Below are 13,813 nucleotides of genomic sequence, written 5' to 3' on the forward strand. Positions count from 1 at the left end.
TACGCCGCGACCCCACTTGACGAGTATGCCAAAACTTCGCTGAGTCGGCTCAGCCCAGCTCGACATCGCACCGCTCTCGCTCTTCTACAGAAATCAGGTCTGCATAAACCGTAGGAGGTAAACACGCCCCGACCGCCCCGCCGCGTTTACCCGCGAGTTAGCCCACCGCTGATCAGTCACACAGCTTTGAGTGTGACGTCGGTCGTCGTGGACGGTGGTGTGATGCCTCCTGGACAACCCGGCCCATACCGAGTTCCCTCACCCGTCCCTCGCAAGGTATCCGGATTCCATGTGTAGTAAAAGCTGGTGGCATCGGGAATGATTGCGCCGTTCGGGCATGCGATGTCGACGTGGGACACATCCATCTCCCAGCGACCCTTGACCAGTCGCGCCTGAGCGGAGGTGCAGCCTTCGCGCTTCTCGTTGTCACACACCTGCACCGATGCGCATCCTTGGCCGCAAGGCGTGAAAAACCAGTGGTTAGTTGATGTTCCACCACTGTCACGGTTCGTGCTGGTCTCGACGTAGTGCCCGCTCATATCGCCAGGATCCGCGCCTGCCGTGGCCGAAAGAACCACACTTGCGACAACAACTGTCCCGAATGCCATAGCACACAACCGATATGCCATGTATCAGCCCGCCTGCCGCAGGCCGTACCAATACCAGCCGCCGCTACCTTGGAAGCACTCGGATTTCGCCGCAGGCCAGCTGTCCCCGCCTTGTCCACACACCCACGACGAGTGATAGGGGCCGAACAACGCCCATTCGCGCCCTGGTGGTGCGGGATATGGCGGAGAGGGCTGGGCACTAGCTGTCGGAGCTAGCCCCATGCTCAGCACTATCGGAAGCGCTAATAGCGCTGTGTGGAACAACTTTTGGCTCATCGCGTTACCTATCGTTGGTGTGTGGAAGCGAGGCCGTCCCGTCACCGAGGCTGCTGAGGAAGCCGCGAGTGCGCTGTCCTGTTGCTTGATCCCCCGAGGCACGAATGCCCTTCTCCTGCGGTACCGGGTCGTTCGCCGCACATGGAGTTTCCTGTTCGTCGTCCTGGTCGTCGTCCGCCCAGTCCTCGGGGTAGTCCTCGACGATCGTCCGTTCAGGGCGTGGGTGCATTGGGCGGTCGGCGGCAACTGCCCGCCCGACGACACTGACGAGATAGATGCCCAGTCCGACTAGTGCTAGACAGAACGAGCCGATCGCCAGGCTGCCGTTCTTGGCCACCTGACCCGCCAGGAAAGCCCCTATCAGGCCCCCCGCGAACATGAGGCTACCTACCCACTGACCTACCGAGGCAGGCGCTTTCTGCGACACGGTTTCTCCTGTCCCACTTAATCTTTGCTGCTTACGACAAGTTCCTCAGCGTCACGGAATCGCAGTTCGATGCAGCCATCGGGGCCGTTCACCATGTGCAGGTGCGCGGTGTTCATGCCCTCGGCTGCGAAGCCCTCGCGCAGGGCCGACAAACCCTGCGACCACGTGTCCGCCGAATCCTCTGCCCGAGAGGCGAACCGAAGAACCAGACCGCTCTCCTCGACGGCAGCACCGATGAGCACCGGGCTGTCAACGACAGTCACCTCGCGCTCGTAGACGCCGTGTTCTCCTGGCACCGCTTCCAATCGGGTGCTGATCGTCGCGAGGCCAGCGGCTTGCATCAGCGGAGCCAGCCACTCGTCATCACGGACAAGTTCGACCACGGCGTACCGTCTGCCGAGTTCGCCGAGTATCGGGGAAAGCCCCGCCTGCCACGAGGCGTACACGAGATCATCCAGGAGCCACGGTTTTTCGTCGCGGACAATCGAGGACAGCAGATCCTCCTCAGCCACACCACCTCCGGGGTGCAGCAACAAGACTGGTCCGGCGTCCGGGACACCCGGCACCGCCAGGACGCTGCGCAATGATGCAGGAAGCTGTGCGCACCAGTGGGTCAGCCAGATTGGCGATCGCCCTATCGACCCTCCCGTGTGCATCACGCGCGGCTGCGCAAGCAGACGCTCCTCAACCTCCCGCGCGCTGTCTGGTTCGGCCACCGAGGAGGCGACATGCACGGCGGACTCGCTACCTGCGGGAGCTGGACGCCCCGCCTTCTGACTCTTGCCCTTGTTCTTACTCTTGACGCTGTCCTTGCTTTTGTTCTTACTCTTGGGCTTGGCGTTGTTCTTGGCGGGACGCGCCGTATTCGTGTTCCGCGCCGCAGTGGTGCTGCGTGACCGCACATTCGGTCGCCGGGACACATAGCGAGGTTCATCGAGCACCGACAGTGCGCACCCTGACACCACCGCCGCAATGGAGCCCAGCAGCACGACGATGGCCCCCGCCCCAGCAGATGGAGTAGCCCCGTCCAGCCCGCCCTTGGGGACACCCGTCAACAGAACGCTCTTATCGACAAGCACTACCCCTGCCGCCACGGCAGCCAGGAAACCCGGCAGCGCAACAGTTTTCACCGCAGAGTCGGCTTCAAGCGTCTCGACGTAATGCAGTACGGCGGACCCGACGATGACCACGCCGAGCACGGCGGTAACCCAACCGATCGGCAATCCGTGCCAGCTCGCAACCGCCGAAGCAACAAGCAGATACGGAGAGCTGAACTCGCCGGTCCCCGATAACGCGACCACGCCCCCGTCGCCTGCCCATTTCACCCAGGTCTGAAAACCTGCGACGGCGATGGCCAGGCCCGCACCACCCGCCACCAGCGAGGCGATCCTGCCTGACATCCCCGCCTCCCTGCCGGTTCACTCTCCATGGCACTGCTTGGTGTTACGCCGAACGTATCAACCCATCCGTAGATTTGTCTACTTATAGGTCGATGACCTGGGGGTTTGCGGCACCCACCCTTAACGAGTGCCGAGCAAAGAGGTGTCCCCTGTCCCCGACCTGGACACCGTCGAGATCAGCGCACTCGCGGTCGAGATTCAGAAGCAGCGTGTCACTGCAGGACTCACGTTGGACCAGCTCGCCGAACGCACCGGCATCCCCCGCAACACGATCCACCGGTACGAAAATGGAAAGCTGAACCCCACCGCTAAAGCGCTGTTGCGCTTGGCCATCGGGCTAGAAATCAACATCAGTGAGCTGGTGCAGCCGCTCAATCACCTGCGAAAAGACTGACGCTTAGGCGTGGCCACCAGCGCTGATTTTCTCGGAGATCAGCTCAGCGATGGCCTCAGCTCGCTGAGTTGCGACGGCCTCGCTGGGATCCCCAGAGTGCGCAGTGTCCATGACTTCGACATCGATGAGGTACCGCGATACTTGGGCTAGAGCACGTTGAACAGGCATCGGCCGAGCACCGTTTGTGCCCGAAAGCATGAGGACCGTCGTCAACAGATCGCCGGCATCAGAGGTGCGGCCTATGTCGTATCGAAGCGTGTAGCTGGCCGTGCGTATGACCGCAGTTTCGCCTTGACAATGCCGCCAGTCGGCGGCAAACAGTCGGTACCAAGTTCGGGCACTGTCGGTGGTATCGAACTCGATGACCCCGAACGTCGTTCGCAAATTCGGCGTAGGGAACCGAACGTGGTCGGTGTCAGTTTTCCAGGTGATCCGGATAGCGGCACGCACTGGTGCCTGCCGGTAAGTATGACGCATGGCCGGTGCATGAACCTTGATGCACTCCACCGGAACAGCACCTGCCATCCCATTCGGCAGCACCTGCACCCCACCGGGTCTGCCGCCGTACCTGGCCTGCATGGGCGAACTCAACGTTCTGGACAACTCAACCTGATCCGGCAATATCTGCGTGATCGGACGATCTGGCGGCTCAGACAACGGCACAAACCTATTTGCCTGACCAGCAACCACAGCCGTACAACCGGCCAAACAAACAACCACAGGCAGCAACAACAACCGTCTCATCAACGCAATGGTAGAACCAGACATCTCATCATCGACAGCTCAGACAACTCCCCATAGTGGAACCAAGTCAGCCAGAGCACACCAACCCCCGCCAGGGCGATGGGTTGTGCACGACCTACCCGGACCCGACAGAAACAGGGCTGTATCGCCGAGTCCACAACTGTCCACGAAGAAGGCGGTCATGGATACTGGCTACCGTGGGGAAACACTTCGTGAAACACCGCCAGCCCCACACCCGCACCGCATCGTGGAAAGCAATACTGGCAACACTCTTCTTCATGACCTTCCCATTTATCGGCGCAAACACGCTGAGCCACCCCAACACCTGCAACCACCAACCCATGACCGCCACCGACCGGTGCGTGCACTACCGCAAAGCCAGCGAATACCTGAGCACCCCTGAGACACCCGATGCGCCCGGGGTGTACAGCTACAACGAGCAAATCACCTACCACTACATCCTGGGAACCACCCTGCTCACCATCGGAGCCACAGCCTGGGCCACCGCCACGTTCTGGCTTACCCGACAGCTACGAACCGACACCACCCCGCTCTGAACGCCCCCCCAGCGCGAATTTCGAGCGAAACGGATTTTCTGGGATGCACAGGAGTTCGAGGAGGCCCAACAATGGGAGGTGCCGCCCCACCTGAATACGAACACCCGAGTGGCAGGGCGGCACCTGGGGTTAATTCTGGCAGGCCCCCGACAGAGAAAAGAGAAGGGGGTGCCGCCACGATGGGACCATGGTGAGTGGTGCATAGGGCGGCACCCGGAACTGATTCTGGCAGAACATTGAACAAGGAGGGGGTTTGCCGCTTGTAGCGGGACATCCACGCAGGCGCGTTCGATGACCCACACCAGGAGCAATCGACTCAGCCCGCCGATGGACTGGGTGTAGCGTTCTCCGCTAACGCTGCTAAGCCGAGTGCAAGAGGAGTTCATGACGTGAGCAAACGAGTTACCCTCACCGCAGCCTGTGGCGTCCTCGTCGCCACAATCGTTGCCGCCTCCCCCATCCCCCATCACAAGGAAGTCGGCACTGACGCGCTGCCGCCGCCATGCACATACGGCCCCCTGCTCACCTGCACCGAACTACCACCGGACACCAGACCAGCCGCAGAACGCGAATACCACCCCCAAGACAACCCCCAGGGCTACCCATGGTCATACAACTTGAACGGCGCACAGTTATGGTGCCCACCCCAGTGCCCGTACTAAACACCCCCTCACTGGCCACCTTCACCAACACACACACACTGACCAGCGAGCCACGAAACAAAAGCGGGTGCCGCCCCCTGTTCACTGGGGGTTACGGGGGACCGTCAGAGAGCGGCACCCAGAACCGATTGTGACAGATCGCCGAGGGTTGCTGCACAATCAAGCCCATGGCTGAGCCGTTCGCCGAACACTTGCCCGGTGCCCCGCACACCCTGGTGTATCCGACGCTCAAACCCATCATCGATGTCGCGCTCACCGGCCTAAGTGAGCTTGCCGACACCATGGCCGTCGCGGGAACCGAAATCCTGCAAGCAGTCATCGACGCCCAACACCATGAACCTCAGCAAGTGGCTGCTAGTGCGCTGCTCTCAGGCACCGCCATCATCATGGCCGCGTACCGCCGACACATCCACGCCATCGGCACCCACATGGGCACCGCAGCCACCGCCCTCACATCGGCCTGGACCCACTACGGAACCACTGGAGACTGGAACGTTCCCGAGGATCTGCGAGCACCCCAGCTGCCCGAACTGACCATCACCATCACCGCCGCAGCCCCACGCCCACTGGCCGGCGGTGAAAACCTCGACCCCGCCTATCTCGAAGATGTTCTCGTACGTGTACGCCACGTCAGCAACACCTTCGCCACCCCCAGCATCGAGGCATTCACCACCTTCGTGCGCAGCGAGCTGCTGGTCGGCGAACTCACCGAAGCATTCGACACCATCATGGTCGAACACGCCGCCGCGATGGCCACCACATCCACCACCATGCAACAACACCTGACCCACCTGGCCGACACCATCGAGACCGCCCACCGCCAGTACCGCGACACCAACCTATGGACACCCATCACCGTCACAGTCAGCAGCTAGCTAGGCAGTGGGTACCTATCGTCCACGCAGCCACCCTGTGAGAGCCGTAACCTCATCAACCACCGCCTGATCCAGATAGTCAGCGTTCGCTGCGACAATCTTGCCGATCTGCTCGACTCTCTGGTCAAACGCCTTGGCACACACCGCCGCGATGTGCGGCCCCAGACGCTGCATCTCCGTTGCCGAGAGCCTCGGGTCTAGATGAACTGATTCCACACGCCCACGAGCGTCAACGGTGACTTTGACTAACCCGCCCTGGTCCTCTGCCTCACCGCCCTGACTCTGCACACGACGGAACAACTCACCCTGCTGCGCCTCAAACCCCGATGTGTCACGCTCAGGGCGACGAGGCCGGTCATCCCACGCAGACTGGAGAATCGAATCCATCAGCTTTTCTCGCGCAACATATCTGCGAGCGGCACATCGTTGGAATATGGATCTATGACGATGCCGTTGTTCTTCCAGTTCAGATAGCTATTACGATTGTTGTTGAACGTGAATAGCCACTGGTCGCCCTTGCGTCTCCTTGCTGCTACTCGCAGTGCGGGCATGACGTTGTAAACGCCGTCATAGCGCCAGGGAAGTTCTACGCCCCAACCAGGCAGCGGCCAGCGGTCCGGGATTTTTGGGATGCTGACCCATTTTCCTTCGAGCTTGTCGACGTAGAGCTGGCCGAGGTACTTGACGAAAGGCATTTGTCCATCGAAGTCGGTATCTAGTGCGGCAGTGTCTTCAAATCGCTCAAGAAAGACCTTCTCTACGAAACCGATTGCCTCGTCTGAAAACCAGTCGTCTTCGGGTATGCCGGGGAACCAGTCTGCGGGGGTCGATGCGTACAGTTCGATACCCAGTTCAAGTGCTTCGACCCAGGCCTTGAAGCTGGGTCGCTCCTGAGCTTCGACAAATTCGGGGATGTCCCACCACCAGCGAGGATTGCTCACCACGCCCCCTCAACCTTGAACCGTCCACCAGTTGTCGATTCGAGGTCGGCGAGCCGTGTCATTTGCGATGGGCTGAGGGGCTCCTTCAGATAGTAGGTAATTTCCCAGTCCCTTTCCGTAACATACTTTTTGTCGATAGCAAGCTGCCGGGCGAAGTCTCCTTCCGGCACTGACCCACTCTTGATCTCCGCCGCGCGCTGATTCGGGATGTCCGCATAGTCCCATATGCGCGAGCCCTCCTGAAATCTTCCGGGGCCATCGGGGGCGACCTGCTGGTGTTTCCATCCGTTCGCCTCGGTCAGTCCGTGCTCGTCCCTAATACGAAATTCTTCGGTGTCACCCTGCTCGCCAATTCTGTCCCAGCGGTCTCTCTCCTTGAGGTAGTCGTCGTAGGAGCGGTACGGTTCACCTTTGCGTTGTTTGCCTTTGACGTATGCCTCGTAGTCTTTTTCGCGGGCGAGGCGTTTGAGGGCTTCTTGTTCTTCGGCTCCCACGCGCACGGCGTTGCCGCCGGCGGCTGATACCCGCACCACGGGCAGCGCGGCGACTCGGGCCGCAGCGGTGGCGATGCCTGCCATCGCGGGTGCTACCCGTGCCCCGGACGCTGCGACGGCTGCGGTTGCGCCTTCGAATCGGGTGATGATGCCAGCGACTCTGGAGCCGACCTGTGCCAGGCGGGCCGCTGAGATCCCTGCGGCGGCATAGCCGCTACCGCCCGCCGTAACGGGGGTCAGTAGGGCTCCGGCAGCCCAAATCAGGGCGGTGGTGATACCCAGTTCGGCGACGGCGTTTTCGATGGCTGAGCGGGTTTCATCGATGAGGCGTGCCTGGTCGGCGCACATCTGCGCCAACGCTTTAGCGTTCTCCGAAATGGTGAACAACTGCTGATAGATGTCAGAGACCACGGCATAGCCCGCGTCGATGTCCTCGGCGTCCTGACCGCGCAGGTGTCCCATACCGTCCCAGAGCAGCTCGGCTTGCCGGTAGGCCCAGTTCGCGATGGCGTTGAGCTTGCCCTCGGATTTTCGGAGCTGGTCTTGGTGCCCATCGGGCCAGAGTTTGCTTTGCGCATAGGAGACGATCAGATCCCACCACCACGGCCCCGCCGAGGGGTCACCCCACGCGCTCGGCACATTCGGGGTAGGCGGACACCCCAGAGGTTGGTCGGGCATCGGCCCGATATCTGGGGGTGGTTTGTGTGCGGCGGCGGCGTTGGCGTCGTTGTAGTTGTGCGCCGAGGTGCCCAAAATCAATCCGACTTTGGCCGCACCCTCACCCAGGTTGCCTAGAGCCTCGACCAGTGCATTGACAGCTGGGTCGTAGGTGGCGGCGAAAGACTTTGCGGCCAAGTCGGTTCCGGCCATCCCCGCGAAACCCGCCAACTCGTTGGTGGTCTCGGTCGCCATCTTGGTCAGGTTCAACCCGACGATATTGATGTTGCGGCCAGCGGTCAGCACAGCCACCGGATCGACCCGCGTCATGAGGTTACTTGCCCGGCCACATCGACTTATTGGCCGTAATCGCCTTGTCGTAGTGCCCGTGCGCGGAGTTCACCGACTTCGAAAACTCCGCCAGCCCCTCATCAATGTCAGCCATCCCCTGCGCGAGCTGACTGAAAAACTCCACCTGCGCATCACGGGCCTGGCCCGACCAATCCGACCCCAGCCGCATGACGGTGGTTTCCGCATCCTGAATCTGCTCGGCAAGATACTTACGGAACGCCCGCAGATCCTCGAATACGTCTTTGAGCTGCGGGACCGACACCTCAAACTCCGCATCCCCACCACCGTCACCAGGCTTTTTAGAGATCACTGGACGCCTCACGAAGCGCTTTCGCGGTGGTGATGATGTGCTGTGCCATCTTGATCATCGCGGCCTGCGTCAACTCAAAACCCTCATCCCAATCAGCCCACAGCTCCTTGTGAACCTCGGGCGCGATGCCCTTCCACGACCCGTGCAGCAGCTTCTCGACATCGGCTTTGGTCGCTCCATACCGGGACTTCACCTGCTCAGCCTGCTGAATCAAATGCTCAGCAGCAGCCACCATCTCCCGATAACGCACATGAAGCACCGTCATCAAGTTCCCCTAAACCCTCGCAGCGCAGATAGGCGAACTATACGCGGTAACCAAATTCTGAACCGAGTCGTTCACCAGAACACCCGGCACCCGATTGGTGACGGTCAGGACAGGAGATGAGGCCCAGCATCTCCAGAGGAGTTCTCTCCATTGGGTTCGGTCCGAAACACCGGCGGCAACGATTCGACGCGTGCCCGTAAAGCGTCCACTTGGCCTGTTGTCTGTGCCACAGCACCCAGCTCCGCGATCCCCGCCATCGCCGACATCCACGCCACTAACCCATCACCGACCGCAAACAACGAGGCGTTCAACTCGCCCATCGCCTTCATCGCCGCACAGGCATGCTCTCCAGAGGCCAGCGCCGACATCTTTTCCCGCGCCTGCTCATTGCCCGCAGCGAGCTTCGCCGCCAACGCCCGCGCCTCCGGCGCAAGACGCGCCATCGCCGCACGGTCATGCGCCAACTGCTCAGCCTCATTTCCGTTTAGGCTTCTCAGACATCAGCGCCCCTTCCCTGACAGTCTTGACAGCTAACCTAACGGCTACACCGACATCACGTACAGTCGCAGGCACCATGCCAGCTTCACACTCGTAATCACGTGCTGTGGGAAACTGACCCCCGTGGAAGGTTCGCCGCACGAGCTGCTGGCGCTGCTGCGCGCACGCCGCGACATGGCAGCCGAATTGAGCCATCATGCAGGAGAAGTCGGGGACGCGGTGTGCGAGGTGCTCGATGAGCTGACCCGGCGCGCGCAAGTCATCGCAGACCGATACCCCGAAAATGAAACCGTGAACCCGCGACTTATCGTCGAGATGCCCGTTGTGGTGGAAGCGCTCTCGGCGCTGGTGGACACCCTCTCGGCGCTGGATACCCTGATCACCGAATGGGCCGACATGGTGGGACCGCGCCGTGAGGCGATGGTCAAACTCCTCGGCCGCATGCAATCGGAAGGCTTCACGGTCGCCAACGACTGGGAAATCACCGACACCCACACCTGGCCTGCCCTGCACAGCACCGATGACCCTGAACTGCTCATGCAGCGTCAGGCCGAGAAAACCATCCGCACCGAACGCGCGCGCGTCTACCGCGAACGCATTGCACGCATGGTCACAGCGTTCGAAGACACTCAAACCCGTTACACCGAGCAAGTCCGCAACCTCATCCCCACGATGCTCGACGGATAAGCGCCCTGCGTCTCCACTAGGCGATGCACCGGGTGGCATGACGGCGCTCCATGGCTGGCAGCACCGCAACCCGTCCTATCGTCAGATCATGAACGACCCTGAGCTGCGGTCTGCAATCTCGCGGATGCTGCGTGCTCAGTCGGGCTTTTGTGCGATCAGGTAGGCGTGCGGTGTGGATTCGAGTCCGTCATTGTCTGGTTCGCGGACGAGTCGCGCATACGTGTGCAGACCGGCATCCGCTAGCAGCGATTCGACCGAATCAGGTGTCCGGCGAAGGAATGTCAGGTCTACCGGCTTGCCGAATGCTTCGGTGAGTATGCGCGGCTTGTTGCCTACTTGGAAAGCCAGTAGCACCAAGCCGCCGGGTGCGAGCACCCGGCCGAACTCTGCGAACACTTTGGGCAGATGGTCGTCGGGGATATGGATGATGGAGTACCAAGCGCAGATTCCGCCGACGCTGTTGCCTGAGATATCAAGGTCGGTCATTGATCCTGTTGTGAACGCAAGAGTGGGGTTCAGGCTGCGAGCTTGTTGGATCATGTTGGATGAGAGGTCAATCCCGAACGGTTGGACTCCGAAGCCTTTTAGAATCGCCGTGGTGGCACCGGTGCCGCAGCCGATATCGGCGACCCGAAGGTTTTTGGTGGAGGCGACGAGTCCTGCGAATGCCGCCAGCATCGCCCGGTCCACGGGCTTGTTGTCCAGGTGCTGATGGAATTGGTCGGCATATGCTTCGGCGGTGCGGTCATATCCCTGGCGGGTAAGGCGTAAGAAGTCTGGCTCGGTCACGCGCCCTACCATTCCAGAAACCGCTCGCTCGCTGGTAGCGCCGTCTTTAGTGAATGCCCTCATCAGGGCACTACTTGGCACACGCAATCCACCGACCGCTCCCCAACGACCCCACACTGGAAACACACGACGTACCACTGGATGTCGCGCTGGTCGGACGCGCTCAGCCCGTCCCACCACCCGCGCCACTCGGACACCTGGTCGGCGGGAATGGCGTGAATTTGGCCGACAGGCAGTATGCGAGGCTGCTCATCCGTTTCATCCTGCTCACCCGCGAGGATCCTCTCCTTCTCGGACTCAGACATCGGACTCCAGGTCATAGAGTCGAATCCCGCGTACGGCGCACTGAGCATCTCGTCAATCCGCGCAATGATGTCGTCGGTCTGCCCGACAGGCAGCTGTCCGACCTGGGGCTCTGGACGAATTTTCTCGGCTTCACCAGCAGCCCAACGAATCTCGGCGGCTGACTCGTAGTCCCGTTGCTCGTCACACCACTCGGCCACTTGGCGGGCCAGGGTGGGAGTCAGTGCCTGTTCTCGCAAAGTATGGAACAGCACCCAGCCGCCCGTGACAACAATCCACTCCCCGACGACCGCCGCCCTCACTGGCTCAGCTCGCCTGTTTCACATAGCGGAACACGGTCGCCCTGGACACCCCGAACAAGCTCATCAACTCGGCAACAGGCTCCCCAGACTGATAAAGCCTCACTAGCCTTTCCTGCTGCCCCACTGGAAGTTTCGGTGGACGGGTGGCAGGCAATCCCCGCGCCGTACGGGCCTCCCTGCTCGCCACACGACGTTCTTTCCCCAGCTCCAATTCAAGCTCGGCTATCGAACTCATGATCTGCACGACGGCCCGCCCCGTGGGAGTCGAAGTGTCCACGCCCTCTCGCAGACTCCGCAGGGCAATCCCCCTGGTGGTCAAATCCGCCAGGGCAGCGGCAACTTCACGAACCGATCGACCTATTCGGTCCACCGCTGCTACGACCAGCACATCGCCTTCGCGGATCCATCCCAGGCATTCCGTCCAGCCAGGACGCTCACTCCCAGCTCGACCAGAAGCCACATCCACGAACTCGCGGTCGGCCTGCACGCCTGCCGCTGTGAGAGCGTCCCGCTGCTGCTCAATGCTCTGGTGACCTGTGCTCACTCGCAGATATGTCGCCGTGCTCATGACACATCCTTGTGAGACTGGTTATGCGACAGGGAATTTGACACCAAGATGTGAGACACCTCGACCTGCGTGTTCACATCGCCGGCGTTGTGTTGTGCTGGGTGTAACACATCTAAAGATGTGAGACGGGCATAGAGAGCGACGATGGTCAGGCGCTCTACGGGAGCCAGGGGAGCTTCTGAATCAGCCATCGGACTCCACCTCCCCGATGAACTTGTTCACGAGCCTCGCCCAGCACCAGCGCAACTCGGACACGGCAGCTTCTCGGCTGGCATCGCGGCACTGGGCCAGCACGGGATCCGCGCTGTCGGCGGCATGGCGGGACTGGATTACCTTGGCTGCGGTCAGGACACGAGACCACCCGACCGTCAGGGCAGCCCACTCGGCGGGGTGGGCGGAAGCCGAGCAGCGCTCCGCGTCGGGTCCGGTGAGGTGTCGCGGTTCATCGAACAGCTCTGCGAGTGACATCAGATGCCCTCGCGTGTTGGGGTTTTCGGGCATTACCTGAAGCTAGAACGATTGGGCGACAAGAGAAAGCGGGGAGTGTGCACGTCCCCTGACTTGTCAGACATTCGCTATGGATATGTAAAGTTCCACTCAGGCGATCCAGTCCGCCCATTTCGTATCGACTCCAAGGTGTCGTTGCTCAGAACCTCCGCCAACGGCCACCGATGCCGTGCTCCCGCCTCTTGGCTTGGAACGGTGGCCTGTCGAAGACCGTTAGCAATAGGGGTAACTGTCATATCGAAGACGGCGAGTCTCCCCAGGATTGCCGAGAGCAACCCTCCTAGCGATTGCGGTTTTCCAACCGAATCGGCTTCTCGAAACATCACATCTTGCACATGTGGAATGTCTTCAATCCCCTGCTGTTTCAATCCGTCAATCAGATATTCAGTCAGGACGAACAGCATGCGCTGCCACCAGGCGAGATCTGCCACACACACAACGTCCAAGCCTTCGCGGGGGTTCACAGCACCCTGATCAACTAGCTGACGCTCGATGTTCGCAATCGGTGTCGCGCCAACACCCTTCCACACATGTGAATGTGCCAGGACCCCATACATGACCGTAGATACCAGTTCTCCACGTACGTTCCGGGGCGGGTGAGCCAGCAATCGACGTACTTGTTGAGCCGACAAGATGGCCTGCCTTAGTCCTGCCGCGTCAAGCGTGAGCTTGACACTGAACGCCGCGACAACGCCAGATACCGAAACCAACGTCTGCGCACGCAGTTTTCTCGGATACGACGGATGGAAAATCACCAAGTCTTGTTCAGAGGACTTCTCCCCTGTGCTGTCCGCGACAAGGTACTTACGCGTCCCTATCTCATACTGGGGAGGCAGCCAATCCTCCAAGAATTCTTTCCACCTGGACTCCGCACGATATCCTGACTCCTGGATTGCCGAAGCGCCCTGGTCGCTGATTTCCGTCCTAATCGCGTCGTAGTCGGACGCCATATCCTCAGCAATTTGGTCGAGCAATCGTACGTGCTGGGATTGGCCACTGCGATGGATCACGAAGACAAGTATCGCGCATGACGAACAGTCCCACGCCCAAGAAGACGCCAAATTGCCGACGCGAATGGGCGCAGCAGACCTACGCTAACTGAAAGCATGACCAAGACTCCACAAGGTCAGACAGCCTCCTCGGAGGATTGGTGTTTCTGGAAGGTCTCCGAATCCAGATGGCCTGAGCGATAAGGGAA

Annotated in this window: 19 protein-coding genes; 4 read left to right on the top strand and 15 right to left on the bottom strand. The window is 60.8% G+C overall.

The genetic code is table 11. The annotated features are described in order from the left end of the window. Positions 1-176: 176 nt before the first annotated feature. The 3 genes from B4400_RS24345 to B4400_RS08180 form a co-directional block, all read right to left on the bottom strand. Positions 177-539, bottom strand: coding sequence for a hypothetical protein (locus B4400_RS24345; RefSeq protein ID WP_139361317.1), 363 nt, complete (start codon positions 537-539; stop codon positions 177-179). 349 nt (positions 540-888) lie between these two features. Then, complete coding sequence (locus tag B4400_RS08175; protein ID WP_078309251.1) at positions 889-1,263, bottom strand: hypothetical protein; 375 nt, start codon at positions 1,261-1,263, stop codon at positions 889-891. 65 nt (positions 1,264-1,328) lie between these two features. After that, positions 1,329-2,711 (bottom strand): hypothetical protein, encoded by a 1,383-nt coding sequence (locus tag B4400_RS08180; RefSeq protein ID WP_078309252.1) that lies wholly within the window; start codon positions 2,709-2,711, stop codon positions 1,329-1,331. A gap of 127 nt (positions 2,712-2,838) precedes the next feature. Here B4400_RS08180 and B4400_RS08185 point away from each other — a divergent pair, with 127 nt between their 5' ends. Next, complete coding sequence (locus tag B4400_RS08185; protein WP_078309253.1) at positions 2,839-3,105, top strand: helix-turn-helix domain-containing protein; 267 nt, start codon at positions 2,839-2,841, stop codon at positions 3,103-3,105. Between the two features lie 3 nt (positions 3,106-3,108). On the opposite strand, the gene B4400_RS08190 is transcribed toward B4400_RS08185, so the two are convergent. Then, positions 3,109-3,729 carry a sensor domain-containing protein gene (locus B4400_RS08190; RefSeq protein WP_502688387.1) on the bottom strand — a complete coding sequence of 207 codons (621 nt, stop codon included), beginning with the start codon at positions 3,727-3,729 and terminating at the stop codon, positions 3,109-3,111. A 398-nt stretch (positions 3,730-4,127) separates the two neighbouring features. On the opposite strand from B4400_RS08190, the gene B4400_RS08195 reads away from it, so the two are divergent. Both B4400_RS08195 and B4400_RS08200 read left to right on the top strand, forming a co-directional pair. After that, positions 4,128-4,406 (top strand): hypothetical protein, encoded by a 279-nt coding sequence (locus B4400_RS08195; RefSeq protein WP_078309254.1) that lies wholly within the window; start codon positions 4,128-4,130, stop codon positions 4,404-4,406. 829 nt (positions 4,407-5,235) lie between these two features. Next, the gene (locus B4400_RS08200; protein WP_078309255.1) at positions 5,236-5,943 is read left to right on the top strand and encodes a hypothetical protein; all 708 of its coding nucleotides are present in this window, start codon (positions 5,236-5,238) and stop codon (positions 5,941-5,943) included. Positions 5,944-5,958: 15 nt separating this feature from the next. On the opposite strand, the gene B4400_RS08205 is transcribed toward B4400_RS08200, so the two are convergent. The 6 genes from B4400_RS08205 to B4400_RS08230 form a co-directional block, all read right to left on the bottom strand. Continuing rightward, the gene (locus B4400_RS08205; RefSeq protein ID WP_139361318.1) at positions 5,959-6,330 is read right to left on the bottom strand and encodes a YbaB/EbfC family nucleoid-associated protein; all 372 of its coding nucleotides are present in this window, start codon (positions 6,328-6,330) and stop codon (positions 5,959-5,961) included. After that, positions 6,330-6,884 (bottom strand): hypothetical protein, encoded by a 555-nt coding sequence (locus B4400_RS08210; protein WP_139361319.1) that lies wholly within the window; start codon positions 6,882-6,884, stop codon positions 6,330-6,332. Before B4400_RS08210 ends, B4400_RS08205 begins: the two co-directional genes overlap by 1 nt. Then, the gene (locus B4400_RS08215) at positions 6,881-8,365 is read right to left on the bottom strand and encodes a hypothetical protein (protein WP_286151149.1); all 1,485 of its coding nucleotides are present in this window, start codon (positions 8,363-8,365) and stop codon (positions 6,881-6,883) included. Before B4400_RS08215 ends, B4400_RS08210 begins: the two co-directional genes overlap by 4 nt. A 4-nt stretch (positions 8,366-8,369) precedes the next feature. Further along, positions 8,370-8,696, bottom strand: coding sequence for a WXG100 family type VII secretion target (locus tag B4400_RS08220; RefSeq protein ID WP_078309257.1), 327 nt, complete (start codon positions 8,694-8,696; stop codon positions 8,370-8,372). Further along, on the bottom strand, positions 8,686-8,961 hold the full coding sequence (locus tag B4400_RS08225; RefSeq protein WP_078309258.1) for a WXG100 family type VII secretion target: 276 nt from the start codon (positions 8,959-8,961) through the stop codon (positions 8,686-8,688). The genes B4400_RS08220 and B4400_RS08225 overlap by 11 nt, the downstream gene beginning before the upstream one ends. A 104-nt stretch (positions 8,962-9,065) precedes the next feature. Continuing rightward, positions 9,066-9,404, bottom strand: coding sequence for a hypothetical protein (locus B4400_RS08230; protein WP_078309259.1), 339 nt, complete (start codon positions 9,402-9,404; stop codon positions 9,066-9,068). A gap of 178 nt (positions 9,405-9,582) precedes the next feature. Between B4400_RS08230 and B4400_RS08235 the strand changes: the two genes are divergently transcribed. Continuing rightward, positions 9,583-10,146: a hypothetical protein gene (locus B4400_RS08235; protein WP_286151152.1), complete on the top strand. Its 564-nt coding sequence runs from the start codon at positions 9,583-9,585 to the stop codon at positions 10,144-10,146. Positions 10,147-10,281: 135 nt separating this feature from the next. Here the strand turns inward: B4400_RS08235 and B4400_RS08240 are convergent, their stop codons facing one another. The 5 genes from B4400_RS08240 to B4400_RS08260 all read right to left on the bottom strand — a co-directional run bounded on the left by B4400_RS08240 (position 10,282) and on the right by B4400_RS08260 (position 13,625). Continuing rightward, a complete protein-coding gene (locus B4400_RS08240) occupies positions 10,282-10,935 on the bottom strand; it encodes a class I SAM-dependent DNA methyltransferase (protein WP_078309260.1) in 654 nt (217 codons plus the stop codon). A gap of 62 nt (positions 10,936-10,997) precedes the next feature. Next, positions 10,998-11,540, bottom strand: a complete 543-nt coding sequence (locus B4400_RS08245; protein ID WP_078309261.1) for a hypothetical protein — start codon at positions 11,538-11,540, stop codon at positions 10,998-11,000. Between the two features lie 4 nt (positions 11,541-11,544). After that, entirely contained in the window at positions 11,545-12,108 is a 564-nt protein-coding gene (locus tag B4400_RS08250) for a recombinase family protein (protein ID WP_078309262.1), read from the bottom strand. Between the two features lie 183 nt (positions 12,109-12,291). Further along, on the bottom strand, positions 12,292-12,609 hold the full coding sequence (locus B4400_RS08255; RefSeq protein ID WP_286151155.1) for a hypothetical protein: 318 nt from the start codon (positions 12,607-12,609) through the stop codon (positions 12,292-12,294). 74 nt (positions 12,610-12,683) lie between these two features. Continuing rightward, the gene (locus B4400_RS08260) at positions 12,684-13,625 is read right to left on the bottom strand and encodes a DUF6602 domain-containing protein (RefSeq protein WP_078309264.1); all 942 of its coding nucleotides are present in this window, start codon (positions 13,623-13,625) and stop codon (positions 12,684-12,686) included. Positions 13,626-13,813: the final 188 nt, after the last annotated feature.

The sequence above is a fragment of the Mycobacterium sp. D16Q13 genome (assembly GCF_002013375.1).
In the GTDB taxonomy this organism is placed as follows: Bacteria; Actinomycetota; Actinomycetes; order Mycobacteriales; family Mycobacteriaceae; genus Mycobacterium.